Raw genomic sequence first — 25,009 nt, forward strand, 5'->3', positions numbered from 1 at the left:
AAGAGAGCCGCCGCCGTGGACCTCCTGTATTTCGCGCTGCTCTGCTCCGTGCTCATCTTCGTGCACGAGCTCGGCCACTTCGTGTGCGCGAAGATCTTCGGCGTGAAGGTCCTCACCTTCTCGATCGGCTTCGGCCCCCGGGTGCTGCGCCTGCGGGGCCGTGAGACGGAGTACTGCGTCGCGCTCCTGCCCCTCGGCGGCTTCGTGAAGATGCTCGAGGAGAACCGGCAGGAGGCCGTGCTCCCCGAGGATCGCAAGCGCACCTTCGAGTCCCAGGCGCTCTGGAAGCGCGTGATCATCGTCATGGCCGGCCCGGCGATGAACGTGCTCTTCCCGGTGCTGCTCTACTTCGCCGTCTTCATCGGGGAGACCCGCTTCGTGCCGCCGACGGTCGGCGTGGTCCTGCCGGGGCACCCGGCCGAGGGCCGGCTCGTCCCGGGCGATCGCATCCTCGAGGTGGACGGCGAGCGCGTCAGCACCTTCGCCGAGCTGCACCGGATCGTGGCGAAGAGCCCCAACCAGGAGCTCCGGCTCAAGGTCTTCCGCAACAAGACGCACGTCGAGGTCACGGTCGTCCCGGAGGAGAAGGTCGTCCAGAAGCCGCTCGAGATCGTGGACCGGGTGGGCGAGATCGGCATCCGGCCGAGCCGCCCCGCCGCCGTGGTGGGCGTCTCGCGGCCCGACTCGCCCGCGTTCCGGGCCGGGCTGCGCACGTTCGACGTCGTGACGGAGGTGCGCGGCGCGCCCGTGAAGACCTTCGCCGACCTGGAGCTCGCGCTCGAGGAGAGCCGCGGCGCCACGGTGCCGGTCACGTACCTGCGGCCGGTCACGGTGCCGCGCGCGCTCGGCGGCCTGGCCGAGCTCGCCGTCTACGAGTCGGGCGTCGCCGCGCTGACGCCGGAGAGCGGCCACGGCGACCTGCTCGCGCGGACCGGCATCGAGCCGGCCGACCTCTACGTCGCCGAGGTCCCCGAGGGCTCGGCCGAGTGGGACGCCGAGCTCCGGCCGGGCGATCGCGTCACGGAGGTCGACGGCGTCGAGGTCACCGCCTGGTCGACCTTCGTGGAGCGGCTCTTCGCGGCTCCGGACAGGCCGCACGTCATCACGTGGCAGCGCTCGGGCCAGCGCAAGAGCGGCACCATCGAGCTCCGCCGCGAGGACTGGATCGACGAGTACGGCCAGCACCGCCCGCGCTTCTACCTGCGCGCGTCGAACTGGTCGCCGATGGTGGCCGAGCCGTTCGTCGACAGCCCGTCGGCCTTCCAGTTCGCCCTGGAGAGCGCGATCGACGAGACGTACGACGTCATCCGGTTCATCGTGGTCGGGATCGTCCGCATCATGGAGGGCAAGGTCAGCATCTCCACGCTGGGCGGCCCCATCACGGTGTACGACGTGATCGGCGAGGAGGGCGCGAAGGGCGTCAGCTACTTCGTCTGGGCGATGGCGGTCATCTCGATCAACCTCGGGCTCATCAACCTGCTGCCCATCCCGGTGCTCGACGGCGGCCACCTCCTGTTCTTCACGTTCGAGGCCGTGCTGCGGCGCCCGCTGCCGCTGCGCGTCCGCGAGATCGCGAGCCTGGTCGGGCTCGTTGTGCTCATCGGCCTGATGGGCATCGCCTTCAAGAACGACGTCGAGCGCCGCTGGGACGTGATCCAGGGGCAATTCAAGGAGCTCGTTGGCTGACCGGGACCAAGGTGACGGGCGCGGCGGCGGCCGCGGCGCGGCGCGCCCGCCGCACCCGCCCGAGAGCGCGCCGCGCGCTGTCGCGGCGCGCGTGCTCGCGCGGGTGTGGGGCTCGGACGCCTTCGCCTCGGCGGCCCTCGACGCCGAGCTGCGCCGCGCGCCGGCGCTGGACCCGCGGGACGCAGGCCTCGCGACGGAGCTCGTCTACGGCGTCCTGCGCGCGCAGGCGGCGCTCGAGGCGCGCATCGCCGAGTTCGCCGCGAAGAGCCGCTGGACGGCCGACCCGCTGGTGCGCGCCCACGTGCTGATGGGGGCGTACTCGCTCTGCTTCCTCGATCGCGTCCCCTCGTTCGCCGCTGTCTCGGAGGCGGTGGACGGCGCCCAGGCGGCCGGCGGGCCGCGGGTCGGCGCGTTCGCGAACGCCGTGCTGCGCCGGCTCGCGGCGGCCGTGGAGTCCGGCGGTCGCCCGCCGCTCGCGAGCGCGGTGGTCGCCTCCGCGCCGGGGTGGCTGCGGGGCGCCCTGCGCCGCTCGCTCGGCCGTGCCGCGGCCGAGGCGTTCCTGTCGGCCGGCCCGGTGCCGCCGCCGACCGGCCTCTGCCTCGCCCCTGGCGAGGACCGCGGCGCGTGGCTCGAGGCGCTGCGGGCCGCCGCGCCCACCGCGACCTTCGAGGCGGGGCACGTCTCACCGACAGCGATCGTCGCGCGGGGGGCGGGCGATCTCCGGCGGCTCCCGGGCTTCGGCGCCGCGTGGATCGGCCAGGAAGAGGGGGCGCAGGCGCTCGCCTTCGCGCTCGGCGCGCGGCCCGGCGAGGCCGTGCTCGACGCCTGCTCCGGCCGGGGCAACAAGTCGTGGCTCCTGTCGCGCGCGGTGCTGCCTTCCGGCGCGGTGGACGCGGCGGACCTGTACCCCGCGAAGCTCTCGCAGCTCCGCGCGGCGCTGGGCGCGCCTCCGGCGAGCGCGGCGGACGAGGGCGCAGGCGCGGAGGCCGGCGATGCGCAGGCTGGCGCGCGCGGCGGGCTCGGGCGGGCTGCTGCCTCCGTGCGCGAGACCTACGCCGTCGACTGGACGGTGGGCGCGGGCGACGTCCCCGAGGGCTACGACCGGGTGCTCGTCGACGCCCCTTGCTCCGGCGTGGGCACGCTGCGGCGGCGCCCGGAGATCGCGCTCCGGCGCGAGGCGGACGATCTGCCGCGCCTGGCCGATCTCCAGGTCGCGATCGCGCGCCGCGCCGCGACCCGCGCCCGGGACGGCGGCCGGCTCGTGTTCGCTGTGTGCAGCGTGCTGCGCGAGGAGTGCGAGGCCGTGGCGGCGCGGCTCGCGGCCCCGGCGGACGACGACCTCGGCGTCCGGCTGGAGCCGGCGCCGTTCGACGCGGAGCTCGCGCGCGAGCTCGCGGGCGGCGGCGACGCGTTCCGGCTGCTGCCGCACGTGCACGGCACGGACGGGTATTTCGCCGCGATGTTCATCGTGCGGCGGTGACGGCGCGCGACGGACGCGCGACGAGACGTGACGGCGCGCCCGTCCGCCGTCCTTGTACGATGGTGGGTGGATAAGAGCAGCTTGACTTCCGGACGACGTTTGGACTTGCTAACGGCGTTTTGGCGGCAGCTGCCCATCCACGAAGCGCCGCCGCGAGCCGTCGGCAGATGTAAGGAGGTGGGGTCATTGGTGCGATAGCCGCAATTTGTCTCCGCGGTGTTTCTTATCGCTGGGCACTCGCTTCGTGACGCCGCACACTCGTACGGTCAGGGAACTTAACAAACCTTCTGAGTAGCGTGAATCCTGCGCCGAACCTCCTGCCCAACACCCCCGCCGAGCTCGGGCCCGGGTCCGTGTTGGGGCGTTACGAGCTGCTGCTGCCGATCGCGGCGGGCGGCATGGCCATGGTGTGGGCGGCGCGGCTGAAGGGAACGCGCGGCTTCCAGAAGATCGTCGCAGTGAAGACGATGCTGCCGACGCTGTCCGAGGACGACCAGTTCGAGCGCATGTTCCTCTCGGAGGCGTCGCTCGCGTCCCAGATCCGGCACCCGAACGCCGTCGAGATCCTCGACCTCGGCGAGCAGGACGGCGTGCTGTTCCTGGCGATGGAGTGGATCGACGGCATTCCGCTCAATCAGGTGATGAAGGTCGCGAAGCGGCAGACCGGCATGCCGCTCCCGATCGCGGTGCGCATCGTGGCGCAGGCCTGCGCCGGCCTGCACGCCGCGCACGAGCTCAAGGACAAGAGCGGCAAGCTCGTCGGCCTGGTGCACCGCGACATCTCGCCGCAGAACATCCTGGTCACGTACAACGGCCTGGCCAAGGTGGTGGACTTCGGCGTGGCCAAGGCCACCGCGCTCAACGACAGCACGACGCAGGCCGGGCAGCTCAAGGGCAAGGTGAGCTACATGGCGCCGGAGCAGGTGCGCGGCGACGCGATCGACCGGCGCGTCGACGTGTTCGCGATGGGCATCGTGCTCTATACGCTCACCACCGGCAAACACCCGTTCCGCAGGGAATCCGAGGGCGCGACGCTGTTCGCCATCTCGTCCACGGACCCGGTGGAGGCGCCGCACGAGTTCCAGGCCGACTACCCGGCGTCGCTCGAGGCCGTGCTGATGCGCGCGCTCGAAAAGGAGCGCGACGAGCGCTACGCCACGGCCAACGAGCTGATGCGAGCGCTCGACAAGGCGCTCCCGCCGCACCAGCGAGCCACCGACGAGGACGTCGCCAATTTCGTCCGCGAGCTGTTCGAGGACCAGCAGGAGCAAACGCGCGCGGCCCTCACCGAGGCGCTGGAGCGCGCCGACCGCAATCAGCTGAGCAACCACCCGGGCGCCTCCGACGTGACCGGCCGGAGCCCCTCGTCGGTGAGCGCCTTCAGGACCGTCAACCTCCGCGGCGCGGCCCGGGGCGTGGCCGGACAGAGCGCGCTCGACGACGAGATCCCGCCGTTCGCGCGCCCCAGGAGCCGCGCGCTGCCCGCCGTCGTGATCCTCGGTCTCCTCGCCGCCGGCGGGCTCGCCGTACTGCTCCAGACCGGCGACGCGCCGGCCCCTCTTCCTTCCGGCGCCGCGCCCGCCGCCCCGGCGTCCACCGCCCCGGCGCCCGCGCCTCCCAGGGCGGAGGCGCCCTCTGCGACCGAGCCCGGCGCGCCCCCGGGCGAGCCCTCTGCCACGGCCTCGGCCAGCGCTGCGCCGGCGCTGACGACGCCGACGGCGCCGACTCCGCTCCCGGCGTCACCCGCGCGCGCGACGCCCCGCCGTCCGAGCAAGCCCGCCGAGCAGAGCAGCTCGCCGAGCCCGACGCCAAGCCCCACGCCGCCGAAGTCGTGGAAGCACGATCCGGGGTTCTAGCACCCCGCTCTGGACGAGCTCGGCTCCCTCAGAAGGTTCCTGAGAGACTCGCGCCGATCTCGGAGCCGCCCGCGACGGGCACGAGCTCGAGCGAGGTTTTCTCGGGCTGCTTTGGCTTCCTGTTCTGAAGAAGCAAGATCGCGGTCGCGGTGCCGACCGCGGCGACGCCGACGCCGAGCGCCACCTGCGCGCCATAGTGATAGAACTTGAGGTCGTCGTAGCGCGACTGCATGGAGGGCGGGCACGACTTGCCGTCCGTACCGCAGGCGTCTTCCAGATCCTTGAGCGCTCCCTGGCGGAGCCCGAACAAAACGCCGGAGCCGATCAGGCTCGCGGCGCCGACGCCCCCGATCACGTACGGCACCACCTTGGACGGCGGCCTCTCCCGCAAGGCGCCCGCCTGGATCAGCAGCTCTTGCGGCAATGCTTCGAGCGTCACCTCGACGCGCGCCACCCCCTCCTCCTTCAGCTCCACCGTCTGCTGGAACGGCTTGTAATTGGGGGCCTTGGCGGTGAGCGCGTGAGGCCCGGGATCGAGCGGCACCTCGACGCCGATGGACGTCCCGCCGAGGGCGACGCCGTCGAGCGCAATGGCCGCGGAGGCCGCCCCTTTGCCGCGCACGATGACGAGCTTCGGGATCCGGGCGCGCAGCCGGCCGATCGACTGCTCGACCTCGGCCCGAAAATCGGGCCCGACGGTGTCGGCCTCCGCGAGCGCCAGCTCGTAGCCGCCGAGCGCGGTCACGAGCCGCCCCAGGTTCTCCTCGCACACGGCGATGTGGAAGCGCACCTGAGGCGTCATCCGCACCTGGCCGACCTCGCGGAACCGCTGCAGGGCCGCGGCCCAGTTGCCCGCTTGCTCGAGCTCGGTCGCCTGCTGAAACTGCGCGCGGGCTTGCTTGAGCGCGTCGGTGTCCTCGGCGAGCGCGGGCGCCTCGAGCAGCAGCAGCACCGCTGCGACGCGGAAAATTCGCGGGAAATTCCTCATGCGGCGCTTGCCATGGTGACTTGACGCCTCCGCTCCTGTCAACGTGGCGCCGCGGCCTTCGCCGCGCGCGTCAACGTGGCGCCGCACCGCGTCGTGGTCGGAGGTGCGCGCGCGCCGGCGGCGCTTTCATGCGCGGATCCCGACGCCGCCTTCTCACTTTATGGCCGCGAAATCCGCCAGCGAATGGTACTTTTGTCGTTCGATGTCGACCCCTAGCTTTCTGCGTCGCTTCGCGCTGCTCCGCGCGTTCTCGGCCGCCGCGCTGACGGCGGGGATCTTCGCCGCCGCCGCTTCGTGCAGCGTGCCGGATTTCGAGTTCGCGTCGGTATCCGGCCCGCCGGCGCACTGTACGGACGACGCGCAGTCCGACGGCGAGACGGGCCTGAACTGCGGCGGCGAGTGCGATCCATGCCCGCTCGGCTCCGGCTGCGCCGCGAGCCGCGACTGCGCCGAGGGCGAGTGCATCGACGGCGTCTGCCAGGAAGCGGGCTGCATGAACGACGCCCGCGACGGCTCGGAGTCGGACGTCGATTGCGGCGGCAGCTGCGACAGGAAGTGCGCGACCGACCAGACGTGCAACCGGGCCAGCGACTGCGAGAGCGGCGTGTGCCAGGACGGCGAATGCGTCGCGCCGACCTGCACCGACGGGGTGCCCAACGGCACCGAGAGCGACGTGGACTGCGGCGCCGACTGCGGGGGCTGCCAGGACGGCAGGAGCTGCCGCTCGAGCGGGGACTGCCTCAGCGACGATTGCATCGACGGGGTGTGCGGCCCCACCTGCCCGGATGGCTACGCCAACTGCGATCGCCTGACCGAAGGTGGGTGCGAGATCAACGTCCGCACCGACGCGGACAACTGCGGCAGCTGCGGCCAGAAGTGCGCGCTGCCGCACGCGACGGCGGAGTGCCAGGGCGGCGCCTGCAAGGTCAAGGCGTGCGAAGCGCCCTACGCCGACTGCGACGGCGATCCCGAGAACGGCTGCGAGGTGAACACCGCGACCGACTCGAGCCACTGCGGCGGGTGCGAGGAGCTCTGCCCGGCCGTGAACGGCGACGCCTATTGCGAGGCGTCGGAGTGCAAGGTCGAGTGCGACACGGGCTTCACCGACTGCAACGGCCAGGTCGACGACGGTTGTGAGAGGGCGACCACCCGTGACGTGTTGCACTGCGGCGGGTGCGGCATCGCGTGCGTGCCCGAGGCGGGCGGCAGGCCCTGGTGCCGCGACGGCGTTTGCGGCGAGACGATTTGCCCGGCCGGCACGGGCGACTGCAACGGCGACCCCGAGGACAGCTGCGAGGTGAATCTGGCCGCCGATCCGGAGAACTGCGGCACGTGCGGCGGCCTGTGCACGGTCGCCAACGGCACCGGCAAGTGCACGGCCACCGGCTGCGCCATCGGCAGCTGCGAGCCGGGCTTCGCCGACTGCGACGGCAGCTACGACAACGGCTGCGAGACGAGCACGGACACGAGCCTCAGCCACTGCGGCGCCTGCGGCGAGACCTGCACCATCGCCGGCGGCACCCCCAAGTGCGAGGGCGGCGACTGCAAGGTGCGGACGTGCAACAGCGGGATGGGCGACTGCGACGGCAATCCGGACAACGGCTGCGAGACGAACGTCAACTCGAACCAGACCCACTGCGGCGCCTGCGCGGCCGCCGGCGGCGTCAACTGCAACACGATCTACGCCAACGCCACCGCGACCTGCCAGACCGGCGCGTGCTCCTTCGTCGGCTGCAAGGCGGACTACGGCAACTGCAACAGCTCGCTGACCGACGGCTGCGAGGCCAACGTCAGGACCGACGAGGGGAACTGCGGCGCCTGCGGCACCCAGTGCAACATCATCCACACCACCAGCAACCTGTGCCTCGACGGCACCTGCAACCCGGTGTGCACGAGCGCGCAGTACGACGACTGCGGGGTACCGAGGAACGGCTGCAACATCGACCTGTGGGACGACGAGAACAACTGCCTCGGCTGCAACCTCGTGTGCCAGAGCGGGGCCAGCGCCCACGTCGCCAGCAATCAATGCAGCTCGTCGGGCTGCAACCCGGTGTGCAGCGGCCTGTGGCGCAACTGCGACGGCAACGGCATGAACGGCTGCGAGAAGGACGTCTCCGGCGACGTCAACGCCTGCGGCGCCTGCAACACCCAGTGCCTCCAGGCGCACGCGAGCGCCACCGCCTGCACGGCCGGCACCTGCGTGCCCACCTGCGACCCGGGCTGGAAGGCTTGCGGCGACCCCAGCGGCGGCTGCACGACCCAGCTCGGCACCGCCAGCAACTGCGGCGACTGCGGCCACGTGTGCTCGGGGACGAGGTCCATCTGCTCGAACGGCAACTGCGTCGTCTCGCCGGACATCGTCGTCGTCAACTCGGGCACGACCGGCACCTTGAGCACCATCGGGAACTCGGCGCCCAACATCAACGTGAGCCACGCCCTGCAGACGCCGCGGGACAACGATCGCATGGTCCTTGTCGGGATCGTCGCCTCCGAGAACTCGCTCGCGCCGGTGAGCGTCACCTACGACGGCACGCCGATGACGCTCTTCAACACGCGGCAGGCCGACAACAACTCCGCCGCGCACATCTACTACCTCCTGGACAGCCAGCTTCCGGCCGCCACCGGCAACAAGCCCGTGGTGGTGCAGATGGCGAGCTCGAACACCTGGGGCGTGTACTTCGCCAACGTGGTGGAGCTGAAGGCCGTGCACCAGTCGAACCCGTTCGCGAGCGCCACCACGACCGGCATCCACACCAACACGACGGACTGCAGCGGCACGGTGTCCCGAGGGGTCAGCACCAACTTCAGCGCGACCAACTCGTTCGTGTACACGGTGATGGCGGCGCGCAACGGCAACACCGGCGCCACCATCAGCCCCACCGCGGCGACCTCCACCATGAACCGGCGCCTGACCGATCCGACGACCATGGTCGCGCTGGCCGGCTATCTCGTGGCCAGCTCCAACACCACCATCTCCTGGACGGTGAGCGGCTGCTACAGCACCGCCGGCGTCGGCGTCGCCGTGCGGCGCGCCAGCGGCGGCTGAGCGCCTCGAGGCGCCACGCTCCTCCCCCACGTCGCAGGCGCCAGCTACCTGATGAATTGCAGCGACGGACGGAAACGCCGAATCACGATCGTGCGTCCAGAACGCAGGCTCGGCGGCCTGGCACCGTGCGGCGATCACCGACCATGCGAGAGATCATCGATTTACAACCAAAGCGATCTCGTACAAGCGAGGGATCAGGCAAGGATCACGCACGACATGGTTCGTTAGGGGGCCTAACTATGCCGTCGTCCAGGTCGAACAACGGGGTCGCGCTCGCTTCGTCGAAGTCCGCCAGGCACAAGCCGGCGCGCGCCCCGCGACAGCGGGCCGCCCCGGCGGTCCAGCGCAGCGCGGACCTGCGCAAGAACGGGGGCCACCAGCGCTCCTCGACCGCTGCGCTCGACGACACGAACGTCGACTGGGAGGCGCGGGCGCGCTCGCAGCAAGCCATCCTGGACAGCATCGCCGATGCGGTCGTGTTCGCCGACAATCAGGGGAGGCTCACGTACTTCAACCCTGTCGCGGAGGATCTCATCGGCGCCCGTTCGCCGGATCTCCCTCCGGACCAGTGGAGCGAGAGTTACGGCATTTACTATCCCGACACGGTGGAGCTGCGCGGCGCGCGCTGCCTGCTGACCGGGGTCCGCCCTGCGGTGGCTCAGACCCTGGCGTCGCTGCGAGTGGACCTCGGCCCGCTGCTCACGCTCCGCAACCTCCGGCATGGCCTGGAGACGTGCATCCGCCTGAGCAACATGGGCGGCGCCGGCGCCCAGCTCCAGCGCGATGAAGCGGTGTCGGCGAGGCACGCCGTGCGGCGGTGATCTGCCGCTGTACCGTGCCGCGCGCGTGTGAGAGGATCGCGCGCGACCATGAAGAGGATCAAGCTCAAGCTCCACAGCGACGAGTACCACCTCAGCGCCGTCGGCTATCTGTTCGAGGACCCGGCGCCCACCGCGGATCCGGCGGGTGTAAAGCCGTTCTCGATCCGCAACACGGTGTTCCCCGAGTTCGATCTGGATCCCGGCAACTACGTGTTCCGCTTCAGGGTCCGGAACGGAAGCGGCAAGTTCCAGATCTTCGCCTTCGATCCCAAGACGAACCAGAGCACCCGCGCCGAATACGACACGTCGAGCGGCGCCGACTGCCTCACGTTCCGGTTCACGGTGGCGCCGTGAGGGCCGCCGTGCTGCTCCAGCGCGCCGCGGCGCTGCTCTCGCTCACGCTGGCCGCGCCCGCGCTCGCCCAGGGCGCGGGGCAGCCGTCGGCTCCCGTGCCGCCGGGCGCAGCGCCGCCGGCGCCCGTCCGCCCGGCCGCCAGCGCGCCCGGCGCCCCCACGGCGGCCAGCGACCCCACGGCGCCGGTCCCGTCTGCCGTGCCGAGTACACCCGCTGCGCCTGCCGCGCCGACGGCGGCGCCGGGCGCTGGCGCGGCCGTGGCGCCCGCGCAGCCGGGCAGCGCCATTGCGCCGGTCGCCCCGGCCGCGTCGGGCGCTCCCATCGCCCCCGTTGCGCCGCTCGCGCCTGCCGGGGGCGCGGCCATCGCGCCGGCCGCCACGGGCCGCGAGCTCGTCTACCTCGTTCCGGTCGGGGTCACGAGCAGCTCCGGGGGCGCGGCGCTCGCGCGGGTCGGCTTCGGCGTGCTGGCCGGGTTCGGCGAGGTGACGGATCCGACGGCATGGGACGTGAGCGCCGTGCTCGAGGCCGAGGTGGCGGCCGAGGACGGGCTGGCCACGCTGATCGGGTTCTCCGGCGCCGACGACGCGGCCCGGACGCCCACCGGCACCCTGCGCCTGTCCGCCTCGTTCGCGCGGCTCGACTTCGAGGGGGAGGGCAGCTCGGCCCATCCCCCGCTGATCCTCTACGTCGGCGGCGCGGTCGGCCGCACCCGGTTCAGCTACCTGGGTCCGGGCCCCGAGCGGCGCGACCAGAGCCTGCCGCCGACCTACGCGCAGCGCGAGCTCACCGCCGTCCCCTGGAGCGTCGGCGCGGCGGCGGTCTACGTCGGCGAGGGCGGGAAGAAGCTCGCGCCCACGCTCGAAGGGCAGATCGAGTTCGACTCGCGCTGGACCGCGTCGACGGACACGCTCGAGTGGTGCGAGCCCGCGGGCGACGTCGTCCACGGCGTGGATCCGGTCACCCAGTCCGCCGCCTTCGTCCCTGCCACGCGCTGCAGGCAGGAGGTGCTCGGCGCGCCCGTGCGGAGCCAGGAGCTCACGATCGCGGCGCACGCCGGGCTCGTCGACAAGGTGGCGAACGCCACGTTCCGCGCGGCGCTCGGCGCGAAGGTGGCGGTCGCGCTCAACGAAGAGGCGCCCGCCGATGTCCGCCTCAGCCTGCGCGCCCCGGTCCACGTGACGCTGGCGCGCGCGCCGGTGGGGACGGAGTACCGCGGGCTCATCCGGCTGATGCCAGCGCTCAACGTGATCCGTAGCTCGACCGGAGGGACGGACGTCAGCGGCACACTCGAGATCGCCTTCCTCGGCCAGCGCGCGATGTTCGCCGACAACTACACCGACCTCTGACGTCGGTCCGCGACACGCCCCTCACCTTTCTTGGCCCACCGCGCCACCATCCGCTACCGACGCACGAGAGCAGCGGAGGTGCACCCGGGAGCAGCATCGGGTGGGCCGCCGCGGCTCGCTAGGGAGACAGCGATGGGCCCGAGCGCAGCGTACAAGGTGGAGGGGCTTGGCGACGGTGTGCCGGCGTCGGGCGGCGCGGAGGGGTGCGGGCAGGGGCAGCTGAGCAGCCTCTGCAGCGCCCCCACGATGCCGTTCACGTCGCACGCCGGCGGCGCGGAGGAGGCACCGGCAGAGTCGAGGCCCTGGTGCATCGACCGCGGCGACTTTCTCGAGGCGATGAGCACGGTCGCGCTCTGGCGCGCGCTGGAGCTGGGGGAGCTCCCCCACAGCACGCGCGTCTGGCGCGAGGGCCTCGAGTGCTGGACGCCCGCCGGCGACGTGAAGGCGCTCGGCTGGACCATTTCCCAGCCGCCCCCGCGCGACGAGGCGCCTGCCGTCTCCGCCGCGGGCGAGGCGCCTGAGTCCACCGGCCCGCTCAGCTTCGCGCTGACGCCGGACGACCTCAGCGCCGTCGCGCCCCGCTTCCACCAGGACGCCCCCGCGAAGGCGCGCGGCGAGCGCGCCGAGGCCTTCACCCTCGGCCGGTTCCCCCTGGCCGAGGCCGTGCTGCGGCGGGACAGCCCCTCGCAGCCGATTTCTCTTGATATTCCGTCCTGTTTCCCCGCGGCCCCCTCGTCCCCGCCCGACACGCTCCCGAGCGCCGGGGCGCCGAGGCCCGGCGCCGCGAAGCCCGGGCCCGGGCCGGCGCGTGGCGCGCGCGACGCGGATCCGACGCCGCGCGGGCGTGTGTCGGGCGCCTGGTCGCGGCTCGCGCGGCGCGCCCGCGTCTCTCGCGGCGCCGCCGGAGCGGCCGCGGGCAGCGCGGCGCTCGTGCTCGTGCTGGGCCTCTCGGTGCTGAGCGTGGTCGCCCCTGGGGCCTCGCCTGCGAGGCCTGCGGCCGCGCAGGCGGCGCACCTCGGCGTGGCCCAGGGCGTCGCGGCCGCCGCCGCGCACGTCGCCGTGCCTGCCCCGGAGCTCGCCGCGAGCGCCGGCGCCGCGGCGCTCGCCGTGGCGGCCCCGGCGCGCGACGGCGCGGCCGCCGTGGCGCCCCCGGCGAACGGCGCGGCGGCCGACGCGACGCCGGCGCGCGAGGAAGCGGCCGCGACCCCGGGCGAGGACACCGGCGCGCCCGCGCTGCCGCTCCACCGGGCGGAGAAGGCCTCGGCGTCCGGCGCGAAGCCGGCGCCGGCGGGTCGCCGCGAGCGCGGGCAGTTCCGCCTGAGGCGAGGCCGATCCGAGGCGGACACCACGCGCGGCATCAGCTATCCGGCCCGCAGAGCCGACTCATGGATCGGGACGGGTGCCATCCTGCGCGACTCGCGCTAAGGTGCGCGCCGCGCGGCGGTCGGCTCCGTCCCGCAGCACTCCGGCGTCGTTCAAGGGCAGGACGGGGGACTTTGAATCCCCTAATCGTGGTTCGAATCCACGCGCCGGAACCATCGAGCCCCCGCGCCCTCTGAGGGGGGTCATGGCGGCCAATCTTCATCGCGTGGGCGGGAGCGCCTCGGGTGAGGTCGCACCGCCTCGCGGGTGCGTCCTGCGCCGTCACCTGCTCGCTATTGTCTGGCGCGGTCGAGCCGGGGTTGTTTACCGTGGTCTCACCGAGGGCTCTGCGCCTGCCGCGCGGCGTGCGCGAGCCCCTGGCTCCTGGAGGACCGGACGGCGTGGCGAGCGATGAAGGGGCCCGCGGACGCGGAGCCCCTACCCATGTAGATACGGACCGCGGAGGCGGCTCTCCGCCCGCTGCGGGCGCGGAGCACGGGCGCGCGTCGGCGGCGCCGCTCGAGGCGGGCGAGGCGCAGTTCATCGCGCGGCTCGTCGCGCGTGACGAGAGCGCGTTCAACGAGCTCGTGCTCATGTACGAGCGCCGCGTGTTCGCGCTCGTCTACCGCATGCTCGGCCGGCGTGACGAGGCCGAGGACGTGTCCCAGGAAGTCTTCGTGCAGGTCTTCAAGGCGATCGATCAGTTCCGCGGCGAATCGAAGCTCTCGACGTGGATCTACCGGATCGCCGTGAATCTCTGCAAAAACCGGACGAAGTACCTCTCGCGGCGGCACGCCGGCGCCCAGGACGACGTCGACGCGATGGCCGAGCGGGTGCCGCTGTCCGCGGCCAAGGGCGTGAGCGTCGGCGACGTGAGCCGCCCTGACGAGCTGGTGGAGGGGATGCAGCTCGAGGCGGTCGTGAAGCGCGCCATCGGGCAGCTCGATCCCGAGTTCCGGGAGGCGCTCATCCTTCGCGACGTGGAGGACATGTCGTACGAAGAGATCGCCTCGGTCACGGGGTTGCCGGACGGGACGGTGAAGAGCCGGATCCATCGCGCGCGCGGCCAGCTCCGCGCGCTGGTCGAGAAGATGATGGGCGAGAAGGTGAGAGGCGGGAAATGAGCGGAGCGGACGACCCGAAGCGCACGGGGCGAGCCGATGAGCCGGCCGCTTCGGGCGCGGAGAGCGGCAGCCGTCCCTCGGCGCCCCCCGTGGAGCGCCCGCCCGCCGCCGCCGCGCCCCTGAGCGATCTGCCCGAGGACGGCGATCTGCCCGAGGACGGCGATCTGCCCGAGGACGGCGACTTGCCGCTCGTCGACGAGCTGGATCTGCGCGAGCTGGTCCGAGGGGCGATGCGCCCGCCGCCCGCGGCGCCGCCGAGCCTTCTGCGCGGCGTGCAGCGCCGGATCCGGGTGCGCTCGCGGGGGAAGTTCTACGGCGACGGCTGGAGCACCGCGCGTTCGCCGCGCTCGACCTACCTGATGACGAGCCTCTTCATGCTCGCCCTCATCGCCTTCGTCTTCCTCGTCCTGATCCCCTGGAGCGGCGGCGCCCTGCCCTGATCACCGTCGCCGAGCGGCGGTCACTGAGTCCAACGAACGAGGACACACGTGACGTTGTCGGGGCCGCCGTTCTCGTTGGCGCGCTCGATCATCTTGGCGGTCGCGACCTGGATGTCCTGATGCTCCGTCAGGATCTGCGTCATCTCCAGGTCGCTCACCGGCCCGGAGAGCCCGTCCGAGCAGAGGATGTACGTGTCGTTCAGCTGCGGCACCTCGAAGCGGGTGTCGACCTTGACCGTGTCCTTCATCCCGAGCGCGCGCACGATCACGTTCTTGTGCGGGAAGTTCGCGATCTCCTCGGGCGTGAGCCGCTTCATCTTGATGTAGTCGTTGAGGAGCGAGTGATCCTCGGTGAGCATCTCGAGCCGGCCCTCGCGGAAGCGGTAGACCCGGCTGTCGCCGACGTGGGCGACGTAGACGCCGTCGTTCGCCGTGAAGATGCCGACGAACGTCGTCCCCATTCCCCGCTTCTTCGCCTCGCGCTGCGCGGTCTCGTAGATCCGCAGGTTGGCGAGCTTGATCCCCGTGATCAGCCGGTTCTCTTCGTAGCCCTTGGACCGGTCCATCTTGTAGGGCCAGGTCCGCTCCGGGTCGTCCTGCGTCTGGGCGAAGAAGTCCTGCATCGCTTCGACGGCCATCTTCGACGCGACCTCGCCCGACGCATGCCCCCCCATTCCGTCGGCGACCATGAAGAGGCCGTACTCCACCATGATGCCGAAGTTGTCCTCGTTGTGGTTGCGCTTGCGCCCGACGTTCGTCTCGCCGGCCACTTCGATTCGAAACGTTTGGGACACGGATCACCCGATCGATGGCCCCGCGCGAGGCGCGGGGTTGAATGAGAACCGCGAGCGCGCCCGTCCGAGCCGCTCGAGCCCGATCCTGGAGGTCCGGTTGACGGAGTGTCAACCGGATCGGGCCCGAGCGCCGAGCTTATAGAATCCGCGCGCGGCCCCGCATCATTTTTTGCTTACTTGCGGTACTCCTCGGTCGCCTTGCCGCTCGAGCTCGGCGGCGGGAGCTCGGCCTCCGGCCGCCTCGCCGCGGCGGCCGACGGATCCGGCGCGGCGCGGAGCACGACCGTGACCTGCCGGTACTTGCCGCGGCTCAGCAAGGTGAGCGGGACCTTCTCGCCGACCGCGTGCGTCCGGATGGCGTCGGAGAGCGCCTCGGGGCTGGTGACGGGCACGCCGTCGACGGCGAGGATCATGTCGCTCTCCGCGCGATCGCCGCCCGTCAAGCGAGCCTCGTCCGCAGGGCTCTCGGGGTGCACCACCGTGACCCGGACCCCCTTCGCGACCGGCGCCGCCTCGCTGACACCCTGGATCCCGAGCCACGCCGCGGGCGGCACGGCGTCCTTCGGCACCGCGCGAAGGAACGCCCTGACCGCGCTGATCGGCACGCCGAAGGCGACGGGCGTGCAGGGCTTGCCCTCGTTCGGGGCGCAGCCGCGGCCCAGGACCGCCACCACGCGGCCGTCCTCGTCGATGATGGGCGCGCCCAGATCGAGCGGCGAGACGCGCGACCCGAGCTCGATCGCGCGATCGAGCGGCCGGTCGTCGCCGCCGATCAGCGTCCTGTGCGATCGCAGCACGAGCGCGGTGGCCGCGACCTTGCCGCGCGCCGCCGAGAACGAGCGGATCTGCGCGTCCGGCCGCACCGGATCGCGCGACGAGGCGGTGAGCCCCTCGGTCCACTTGCCGGTCTGCGGCACGAGCAGCGCGAGATCCCACACGCGGTCGTGGTGGCCGGGCTTCACCCGCACGGTGGTCCCGTCGGCGAAGCGCGCCGTGAGGTCGTTGCCCGCGCCGAGCGGCGAGAGCGCCGTCAGGATGCGCCCGTCGCCGGCGAGCGCCGCGCCGAGGCCGAGGACCTGCCCGCCGCGCTCGATGACCACCACGCCGCGCGCGGCGCGCTCCTCCACCGGCGGCTCCGCCTTGTCCTTCTCGGCCGGGCCCCCCTTCGGCTCGGCGGCGGCCGCCTTCTTCTCCTTCCCGCCCGCGCTGGCCCGGGTCGGGAGCACCCCCCGCTTGCCGGCCGGCGGGGCGTCCCCCTCCCCCTGAACCTGCGCCTCGCCCTGCGCGAGCGCCGCGGGGGCGGCGAGCGCTGCGGCGGCGGACACGGCGGCGGCGAGCGCCAGCGACCGTCTCCATCGCTTCACACGCGACCTGTCAACGGGATCGCTCGGCGCCGCGCCCCGGGGCGCGGCGGCGTTTGTGACACCAGGCGGGCTTGTCTCGTTCATAAGCGCGGCTCCTGAGGCGACGGCCGATTCTGCTGCGGCGGGGATCGCATTGCAAAAGGCAAAGGCCGGACCGCGCTGTACCGTGGGATCGGGCACCGGAGTCCGCCGGGGGCGGGGGGCGAAAAAAATCCGGTCACGAACTCGGGGGACGGGGGCACATGGCCGGCGATGAGGCAGCGATGGCAGCTGGGTTAGCGCTCGTTGGGTCGGAGGGCGACGCGCGGGCCGACGAGGCGCGCGCGATCGAGGGGCTGATCGGGACAGGCGACTTCCGGGAAGCGCTGTCGCGATGTGCGAAGGCCTACGCCATGCCGCTGGGCCGGCTGTGCATGGCGTTCACGGGGTCGCAGGCCGAGAGCGAGGAGCTGGTGCAGGAGACGCTGCTCGCGGCGTTCGATGCGTTCCCGCAGTACCGCGCCGAGGGGAGCGTGCGGGCCTGGCTCTTCGGGATCGCGCGGCGCCTCTGCGGGCGGCACACCGAGCTCAGGGCGCGGCGCGAGGCGCGGCTGCGCCTCGTGCACGACACCCGGCCGCGGCCCGACGCGAGCGAGCTCGCGGCGGAGCGCGAGCGGGCCGAGCGCGCCCGCGCCGCGCTCTCGCGGCTGAAGCCGAGCGAGCGCGAGGCGGTGGTGCTGCGCTTCGAGGCGGGCCTCTCCTTCAAGGAGGTGGCCATCGCGTGCGGGATCGACGAGGCGGCGGCGCGGAAGCGGGTGAGCCGCGCGCTTTCGCGGCTCAGGGCCGAGCTGGGCGAGGAGTGAGGGCGATGGGCGCGACAGAGACGGGTTCGGTTGGGCTTTGCGGCGAGGTCGAGGAGCAACTCGCGGAGGTGCTCGACGGGACGGCGCGGCCGGCGCTGTACGAGCACATCGCCGGCTGCGACGCGTGCCGCGATCTCCGCCACGACGCGGCGCGCGCCGCGGAGGTGGCCGCGGCGGCCGGCGCGGACTTCCGGCCGGCAGACGGATTCGCGGACGCGCTGCTCCGGCGGCTCGAGGCGGCGCGCCCCTCGGAGGGCGCGACGAGCGGCGCGGTGCTGAAGGTGGCGGCCGAGGAGCAACACGGCGCCGCTGGCGCGGGATCCGGCGTGACCGAGGGGCGATCGGACACCGCCGAAGGGCGATCGGACACCGCCGAAGGGCGATCGGACACCGCCGAAGGGCGATCGGACACCGCCGAAGGGCGATCGGGTACCGCCGACGGGCGATCGGACACCGCCGAAGAGCGATCCGACATCGCTGAAGTCCGATCCGACATCGCCGAGCAGCGATCCGACATCGCCGAAGGACGATCCGACACGGCCGACGTCCGATCCGGCACCACCGAAGAGCGCTCCCCTACGCTCACGCCGCGCTCCGACACTTCCGGAGCGCGATCCGGCGCGGCCGAAGCGCGCACGGGCGGACCGCGCTCCACGATGCCGGAGCGAACCGCGCCGGCAGCGCGCCGCACGGCCTTCGGGCGGCGCTCGGCCTTCGCCGCCGCCGCCCTGGCCGCGGCGGCGGCGGTAGCGGCCGGCGTCGCCCTGCGGCGCGGCGGCGAAGCGACGGAGCCTTCCGTCGCCGCGGCGGCCGGGGCGCCGTGGTCCGGCAAGGTCGCCTCGGTGTCGCGCGCGTCGGCCGACAGGTCGGGCGGCCTCGAGGCGTGCGACGCCGCGGGCGCCTGCGCGCCGCTCGCCGCGGGCGCCGCGCTCCCGGAGGGCGCGACCCTGCGCACCGACGCGCGGACGCGCGCCCACCTGTCGCTCGCGGACGGCTCCGCGCTCGCCATCGACCGCGGCTCCCGCGTGTGGATCGCCGGCGACGGCCGCCGCGCGCGCGTCGACGAGGGCGCCGTCGTCCTCGACGTCACCCCGGCCCCCGGCGCGCCGCCCGCGCGCATCGAGGTGCCGCACGGCCAGATCGAGGTGCTCGGGACCAAGCTCGCGATCACCGCGGGCGCCGCGCGCGCCTCGGTCGAGGTGGCCCGCGGCGCCGTGCGCGTCACCGGCGAGCGCGGCCAGCCCGTCGAGGTGCGCGCCGGCGAGGAGGCGACGCTCGCGAAGGGCGCCGCGCCCGAGGTCGCGAGCGCGACGTCGCTCGCCGACACGCTCGAGTGGAGCGACCGCTCCGCCGAGGAGGCCGACGCCCCGGCGCTCCGCGGCCTCGGCGAGCTCAGGGCGCGCAAGCCGGGCGCGACGCAGGAGAAAGAGCGGGCCGTCCGGCTCGCCAGGCACGCCGTCAAGGTGCGGATCGTCGACGTCGTCGCCAGGACCGAGATCGACGAGACCTTCGCCAACGACACCGACGAGGAGCTCGAGGGCATCTTCCGGTTCCCGCTCCCGCCGGGCGCGCAGATCGAGCGGCTCGCGCTCGAGGTGGACGGCAAGCTCATCGAGGGCGCGTTCGTCGATCGCGATCGCGGGGCCGCGATCTGGCGCGGCGTCCTCCAGAACGCCGCCCCCAAGGCGCCCAAGCCGCGCGAGGAGATCATCTGGGTCCCGGGCCCGTGGCGCGACCCCGCGCTGCTCGAGTGGCAGCGGGGCGGCCGGTTCGAGCTGCGCATCTTCCCCATCCCGAAGCGCGGCTCGCGGCGCGTCGTGCTCACCTACACGCAGCTCGTCGAGCAGGCCGGCGGCGTCCGGCGCTTCACCTACCCGCTCGCGCACGACCAGAGCGGCACGACGAACATCGGCGACTTCTCGCTCGACGTGCAGGTGCTCGGCCACGACCGGGAGTTCGGCGTCGCGACGCGCGGCTACGATCTCGCCGCCGCGCCCGCGGACGGCGCGGCCGACCGCCGCACGCTGGAGGCCCGCGGGTTCACGCCGGCCGGCGACCTCACGGTCGAGTACGCGCTCCCCGATCGCGACCGGCCCGTCACCGCCTGGGCCTACCGGATGCCCCCCGCCCCGGCGCCGGCCACGCCGCCCGCGACGCCGCGGGTGGACAGCGCGCGGCGCGGCGCGGCCGGAACGTCGAAGCGCGACGGCGCGGAGCACGAGGCCTCCCTCGCCGCGGCGCGGGCCATCGCGAGCGACACGTCGCCCTACGTCGCGATCGCGATCCGGCCCCGTCTCCCCCGGTGGCAGGAGTCGACCTCGCGGCGCCACGCGATCGTCGTCGACTCGAGCCGATCCATGGTCGGCGAGCGGTTCGCCCGCGCGACGCGGCTCGCCTCGTCGCTCGTCCGCGAGATGGACCGGCGCGACGAGGTCGTCGTGCTCGCGTGCGACACCCTCTGCCGCTCGCTCGGCGACGCCGGCCAGGGCGGCGCCGCGCGCCCCATGGCCCCCGGCGCCGCCTCGGCGGGCGAGGTCGAGCGCTTCCTCGGCGGCATCGAGCCCGACGGCGGCAGCGATCTCGCCGCGGCGGTGATCGCGGCGCGCGCGGCCGCCGGCCCGCTCGACGGCAAGGAGCTCCGGATCATCTACCTCGGCGACGGCACGCCGTCGGTCGGCCCGACACGCCCCGCCCACATCGAGGCCGCGGCGCGCGGCGCGGTCCCCGCGGACGGCGCCGCCGCCGTGGTCGCGGTCGCGCTCGGGAGCGACGCGGACACCACGTCGCTCAGGGCGCTCGCGCGGGGCGGCGGCGGGGTGATGGTCCCCTACGTGCCCGGCCAGAAGGTCGCGAGCGCGGCGCAGTCGGTCCTCGGCGCGGCGTACGGCCTCGCGCTGCGCGATCCCGAGATCGAGCTCCCGCCCGGCCTGACCCAGGTCACGCCGGCGCGGCTCGACCCGATCCGCGCCGGCGGCGAGGCGCTCGTCGTGGCGAGGATGAGCTCCGGCGCCGACGTCACCGGCGCGATCCGCCTCCGCGGCCGCGTCTCGGGCGAGCGCTTCGAGCAGACCTACCCCGTCAACATCGTCGCCACGACCGGCGCGGGCAACGCCTTCGTCCCGCGCCTCTACGCCGCGGCGAAGATCGCGGAGCTCGAGGAGACAGGCGGCGACGCGCAGAAGCCCGCCATCATCGAGCTGTCGCGGCGCTTCTCGGTGGCGAGCCGGTTCACCTCGCTGCTCGTCCTGGAGAGCGAGGCGATGTTCAAGGCGTTCGGCCTCGATCGAGACGGCATCACCTCCGCCTTCACGGGCGAGGAGCAGGCCGAGCGCGTGAGCGCGAGCGCCGAGGGGGAGGAGCCCGGCAACGCGGCGGACGAGGGCGCCGAGGAGAAGGGCGAGGCGCTCGGGTCGGGCCTTGGCCTGTCGGGCAGCGGCAGGGGCGGCGGCGGCTCCGGCTGGCCGGACGCCGCGCCGGCCGCGAAGGGGCGCATGTCGGCCGGAGCCCGCCCGGCGTCGCCCGCCAAGCCGCAGCTCGAGAAGTCGTTCGATCGCCCCTCGGGCCCGCTCGATGACATGCCGCCGCCGGCGCCGGCGCCGACGTCCGCCGCGCCCGCGGAGCCGAAGCCGGCGCTCCCGCAGGACGGTCGCGCCCGGAGGTCGCGCGATGACGTCTTCGCCGACGAGGAGTGGTCGCGCCCGCGCCCGCGGCGGATGATCCCGATGCGCCGTGTGTTCGATCGCAAGGTGAGCTTCGAGGCGACGAACACGCTCGCGCCCGAGAGCGCCGCGAAGACCGCGGCCGCCGAGGCGGCGCTCGCGGCGGCCCCGGACAGCCGCGACAGGACGGTGGGCCTCTACGCGCTCTACGCCACGACCGGCCGCCTCGGCGAGGCCCAGGAGCTGACCGCGCGCTGGAGCGGGCGCGACGCGCTCGATCCCGACGCGCTCATCGCCCGCGCTGACCTCGCGGCGCGGCAGGGCCAGCGCGACCGCGCCGCGCGCATCCTCGGCGGCCTCGCCGACGTGCGCCCGGGCGACCGGGCCACCCAGGCGCGGCTCGCCGAGCTCTGGGACGCCGCGGGGCGGCCCGCGTTCGCGTGCCAGCACCGCGTGGCGCTCGCCGATCTCGCGCCCGCCGACGCGAAGCTCGTCGCCGCCGCGATCCGGTGCGCCGGCGAGGGCGGCATGAGCGAGCTCGCGAGCCAGCTCCGCCTCGACGCGACCTCCGCCCTCCGCGCGGAGATCGACCGGCGGCTCGCGCAGCCGGACGCGGCGCCGGCCGCCGACCTGCCCGGCGACGTGCGGCTCAGCGCCGAGTGGACCGGCGGGGCCGACCTCGACCTCTCCCTCATCGACGCGCAGGGGCGGCGCGTCTCATGGATGGGCACGACGCTCCCGTCGGTGGGTGTGCGCTCGCGCGACGCGACGAGCACGCGTTCGGAGTCCCTCGCGCTGCGGAGCCTCCCGAAGGGGAGCTACGTCGTCGAGATCGCCCGCGCGTCGGCCGAGGAGGGCGCCGGCGCCTCGAGCCCCGGGGCCAGCGCGCCGGGCCCGATCCGCGGCGAGCTCACCCTGCGCCTCGCGGGAGAGACCCGCAAGGTGCCCTTCACGCTCGACGGCGCGCGCCTCGAGCTCGGCACGGTGCGCGTCTTCTTCACCTCCCGCCTGGTGCCGGTCGACGGCCTGGCGGCCCCGCGGTTCTGAAGAAACGGACGAACCTGACGGAACGGACGAAGACGAACCCGACGGGACCGACCTCCGCCCACGCGCGCCCGCTCTCTCTTGCGCACCCCTCCCTTCACATGTCCTGAACGACCCTCGCAGCGCGCTTCCGTAACAACAGCTTCATCGCCCCCCCGGGCGCGCTCGCCCGGGGATCGAGCGGCCCTCCCGCCGCGCTCGTGTCGGGCGGAGATACCCGATACAGTTTCGACATGAATCCGCTCGTCCCGGACTTCATCCTCGAACAGGACGCCGAAGGGCAATACGCGGGAGCGGTCGACGCGGCTGTCCTGCACGTCTCGCTGCCGGCGATCGTGGAGCTCGCCGAGCAGATGATCGCGCGCCAGGCGCTCGATCCGGACGCGCTGCGCTCGTTCTTCGATCCGCTGTTCGAGGCCGTGCACCAGTCGGGCGGGTTCGTCGCGACGCTGTCGCCCGCGGGCGGGTTCACCGCGCTGTTCCCCGATCGGCCAGGGCGCAACGTCACCCGGCACGCCCGCAGCGCGGCGCTCGCGATGCGGCGCAGCCTCCTGGAGCTCGCGGCGCGGCGCACGCTGGGCGCCGGGGGCGCGCAGACGCCGTTCAGGATCGGGCTCGCCTGGGGCACGGTCCACTGGACGATCGTGCGCATCGCCCCGGATCGCGCGTACTTCCTGATCTACGGGCCCGCGATGGAGGCCTGCCAGGCGACCGACCGCGGGGCGGACGACAGCGAGCTCCACCTCGATCGCAGCTTCCGCGAGCGGCTCCCCGCGGCGAGCGCGCGGGAGAGCGTGGCGGAGCTCGACGAGGCCGATCTCCTGAGCGGCCCCCCCTCGCTGACGATCACGTCGGCCCCGACGGACGCGGACGTCGAGGCGTTCCTGCCGCCGGGCGCGGGCGATCTCGCGCCGGAGGGCGAGATCCGCGAGGTGACGACGGTGTCGGTCTCGCTCGATCGGGTGGAGAGCCCGACGGAGCTCCTCCAGCAGCTGCACGAGATCTCGGCGATGTACGGCGCGACGTTCGCCGGCATGACCGTGACCGAGCGCGGCTTCGGCGCGCAGTTCTACTTCGGCGCGCCCGTCGCGCACGAGAGCGACCACGATCGCGCCCTCGACTTCGCGCTCGAGCTGAAGAGCAACGGCCTCGGCGTGCCCCGGCTCGCGGTGGGCGTCACCCGCGCGCGCTGCCTCGTCGGCTTCTTCGGCGCCGTGGGCCGCCGCGAGTTCGCGTGCGTCGGCCGCGCCATCCACCTCGCCGCGCAGATCGCGCGGAAGGCCGCGCCGTCGTCGATCTGGGCGGACGAGCGGGCGTTCCGCGCGGGCGAGGCGAGCCACCAGTGGTCGACGGAGAACATCTTCCGGTTCGACGGGTTCGATCTGCCGATCCTCGTCTACTCGCTCGAGCGGCGGCGCATCGCGGTGCAGGAGGAGTTCTACGACCTCGGCCCCATCGGCCGCGAGGTCGAGCTCGGGCGGCTCACGCAGGCGCTCGAGCCCCTGTTCACCGGGCGCTCCGCGGGCGTCGTGTACATCCTCGGCGAGGCGGGCATGGGCAAGAGCTACCTCGTGCACAGCTACCGCCACCAGCGCGCGCAGCTCATGGACATGCGCCCGCTCCTGTGGATCGAGGCCCGCTGCGATCAGACGCTGAGGACCCCGCTCTACGCGTTCGAGTTCGCGCTCAAGGAGTACCTCGGGATCTCGTCGGAGCTCGGCCAGCGGGCCAAGCAGGCGGGGCTCGATCTCGCGCTGGAGCTGCTCCTGGAGCGGCTGCCCGAGAGCTGGACCGAGGCGCGGGCCGGGATCGACAGGTCGCGCGAGGCGCTCGCGCGGCTGCTCAGGCTGCGCGGCCAGGAGGCGGGGGCCGAGGCCGAGGGGCGCGACGAGGTCCTCGGGGCGCTCGCCGCGCTGCTCGTCGCGGAGAGCTCGCTGCAGCCGGTGGTGGTGCACCTCGACGACGCGCAGTGGGCCGATCGGACCTCGCTCGACGCGGTGCGCGCGATCACGGCCGCCTGCAGGGACCTGCCGCTGGCGGTGATCTGCTCGGCGCGGCCGGCGGCGTCCTCGGGGGAGGGCTTGGACGCCCGCATCCCGCTCGACGCCGGCATCCCGTCGCAGGCGATCGAGCTCGCGCCGCTCCCGGCGGAGCGGCTGCTCGCGCTCGCGGAGCCGTTCTTCGGCGGCCCGCTCCCCACGATGCTCGGGTCGCTGCTCGGGCAGACCGCGGGAGGGAACCCGTTTTTCGCGCAGGAGATCCTCGCGTACTGGCTGGAGGACGGGCGGTACGGGTCGGCCCACGACGCCGCGCGCTCGAGCCGGTTCATGCCGCCGCGGACCGTGAACAGCCTGCTCGTCGCGCGGCTCGAGCGGCTCGAGCCGCGGACGCGGCAGACGGTGATCTCCGCCGCGGTGCTGGGGCGCGAGTTCGACACGCGCGTGCTCGCCCGGATGATCCCGGACGCCTCGGCGCTCGTGGATCACCTGCGCTTCGGCGAGGCGCAGCGGATCTGGTCGCGGATGGGCGAGCACCGCTTCGAGTTCTGCACGGTGCTGATCCGCGACGCCGCGTACGGGATGCAGCCGGAGGAGACGGCGGAGCGGCAGCACCGCCTCGCGGCGGAGGCGATCGAGGCCGTCTACGGCGACGATCTCGAGGATCAGCGCGCGGCGCTCGACAGCCACCGGCGCCTCGCGGGCTGAGCGCGCCCGGCCGTTCTGACCGGCGGGGCGCGGGCGGGACGTGGAAGCGCGTGGAAGCACGTGGAAGCGCGTGGAACCCCCTCGACGCCGCTTTCGAA

The 25,009-nt window shown here is 73.6% G+C and carries 16 protein-coding genes and 1 tRNA gene; 14 read left to right on the forward strand and 3 right to left on the reverse strand.

Features of this window, described 5'->3' with window-relative positions; all coding sequences use genetic code 11:
- The first annotated feature begins 15 nt into the window (after positions 1–15).
- The 3 genes from rseP to WMF44_RS42310 all read left to right on the forward strand — a co-directional run bounded on the left by rseP (position 16) and on the right by WMF44_RS42310 (position 5,022).
- On the forward strand, positions 16–1,686 hold the full coding sequence (rseP, locus tag WMF44_RS42300; protein WP_437295732.1) for an RIP metalloprotease RseP: 1,671 nt from the start codon (positions 16–18) through the stop codon (positions 1,684–1,686).
- Positions 1,679–3,166: an RsmB/NOP family class I SAM-dependent RNA methyltransferase gene (locus tag WMF44_RS42305; protein WP_437295733.1), complete on the forward strand. Its 1,488-nt coding sequence runs from the start codon at positions 1,679–1,681 to the stop codon at positions 3,164–3,166. Before rseP ends, WMF44_RS42305 begins: the two co-directional genes overlap by 8 nt.
- A gap of 296 nt (positions 3,167–3,462) precedes the next feature.
- The gene (locus tag WMF44_RS42310; RefSeq protein ID WP_437295734.1) at positions 3,463–5,022 is read left to right on the forward strand and encodes a serine/threonine-protein kinase; all 1,560 of its coding nucleotides are present in this window, start codon (positions 3,463–3,465) and stop codon (positions 5,020–5,022) included.
- 28 nt (positions 5,023–5,050) lie between these two features.
- Here WMF44_RS42310 and WMF44_RS42315 read toward each other — a convergent pair whose 3' ends face one another.
- A complete protein-coding gene (locus tag WMF44_RS42315) occupies positions 5,051–6,010 on the reverse strand; it encodes a PEGA domain-containing protein (RefSeq protein WP_437295735.1) in 960 nt (319 codons plus the stop codon).
- Positions 6,011–6,212: 202 nt separating this feature from the next.
- Between WMF44_RS42315 and WMF44_RS42320 the strand changes: the two genes are divergently transcribed.
- From WMF44_RS42320 to WMF44_RS42355, 8 genes are all read left to right on the forward strand, one after another.
- Positions 6,213–9,056: a hypothetical protein gene (locus WMF44_RS42320; RefSeq protein WP_437295736.1), complete on the forward strand. Its 2,844-nt coding sequence runs from the start codon at positions 6,213–6,215 to the stop codon at positions 9,054–9,056.
- Between the two features lie 239 nt (positions 9,057–9,295).
- Positions 9,296–9,877 (forward strand): PAS domain-containing protein, encoded by a 582-nt coding sequence (locus WMF44_RS42325; protein WP_437295737.1) that lies wholly within the window; start codon positions 9,296–9,298, stop codon positions 9,875–9,877.
- Positions 9,878–9,925: 48 nt separating this feature from the next.
- Positions 9,926–10,231, forward strand: coding sequence for a hypothetical protein (locus WMF44_RS42330; RefSeq protein WP_437295738.1), 306 nt, complete (start codon positions 9,926–9,928; stop codon positions 10,229–10,231).
- Entirely contained in the window at positions 10,228–11,577 is a 1,350-nt protein-coding gene (locus tag WMF44_RS42335; protein ID WP_437295739.1) for a hypothetical protein, read from the forward strand. Before WMF44_RS42330 ends, WMF44_RS42335 begins: the two co-directional genes overlap by 4 nt.
- Positions 11,578–11,709: 132 nt before the next feature.
- Complete coding sequence (locus tag WMF44_RS42340; protein ID WP_437295740.1) at positions 11,710–13,002, forward strand: hypothetical protein; 1,293 nt, start codon at positions 11,710–11,712, stop codon at positions 13,000–13,002.
- A gap of 39 nt (positions 13,003–13,041) precedes the next feature.
- Positions 13,042–13,115, forward strand: a tRNA-Gln gene (locus WMF44_RS42345).
- 225 nt (positions 13,116–13,340) lie between these two features.
- Complete coding sequence (locus tag WMF44_RS42350; protein ID WP_437295741.1) at positions 13,341–14,063, forward strand: sigma-70 family RNA polymerase sigma factor; 723 nt, start codon at positions 13,341–13,343, stop codon at positions 14,061–14,063.
- Entirely contained in the window at positions 14,060–14,503 is a 444-nt protein-coding gene (locus tag WMF44_RS42355; protein WP_437295742.1) for a hypothetical protein, read from the forward strand. Before WMF44_RS42350 ends, WMF44_RS42355 begins: the two co-directional genes overlap by 4 nt.
- 20 nt (positions 14,504–14,523) lie before the next feature.
- Here the strand turns inward: WMF44_RS42355 and WMF44_RS42360 are convergent, their stop codons facing one another.
- Positions 14,524–15,297, reverse strand: a complete 774-nt coding sequence (locus tag WMF44_RS42360; RefSeq protein ID WP_437295743.1) for a Stp1/IreP family PP2C-type Ser/Thr phosphatase — start codon at positions 15,295–15,297, stop codon at positions 14,524–14,526.
- A gap of 173 nt (positions 15,298–15,470) precedes the next feature.
- The gene (locus tag WMF44_RS42365; protein WP_437295744.1) at positions 15,471–16,661 is read right to left on the reverse strand and encodes a S1C family serine protease; all 1,191 of its coding nucleotides are present in this window, start codon (positions 16,659–16,661) and stop codon (positions 15,471–15,473) included.
- Between the two features lie 263 nt (positions 16,662–16,924).
- Here WMF44_RS42365 and WMF44_RS42370 point away from each other — a divergent pair, with 263 nt between their 5' ends.
- From WMF44_RS42370 to WMF44_RS42380, 3 genes are all read left to right on the forward strand, one after another.
- Complete coding sequence (locus WMF44_RS42370) at positions 16,925–17,503, forward strand: RNA polymerase sigma factor (RefSeq protein ID WP_437295745.1); 579 nt, start codon at positions 16,925–16,927, stop codon at positions 17,501–17,503.
- Positions 17,504–17,508: 5 nt separating this feature from the next.
- Positions 17,509–22,209, forward strand: a complete 4,701-nt coding sequence (locus WMF44_RS42375) for a VIT domain-containing protein (RefSeq protein ID WP_437295746.1) — start codon at positions 17,509–17,511, stop codon at positions 22,207–22,209.
- Between the two features lie 230 nt (positions 22,210–22,439).
- On the forward strand, positions 22,440–24,911 hold the full coding sequence (locus tag WMF44_RS42380; protein WP_437295747.1) for an AAA family ATPase: 2,472 nt from the start codon (positions 22,440–22,442) through the stop codon (positions 24,909–24,911).
- Positions 24,912–25,009 lie beyond the last annotated feature (98 nt).

It is taken from the genome of Sorangium sp. So ce426, from assembly GCF_051475585.1.
In the GTDB taxonomy this organism is placed as follows: Bacteria; Myxococcota_A; Polyangia; order Polyangiales; family Polyangiaceae; genus Sorangium; species Sorangium cellulosum_B.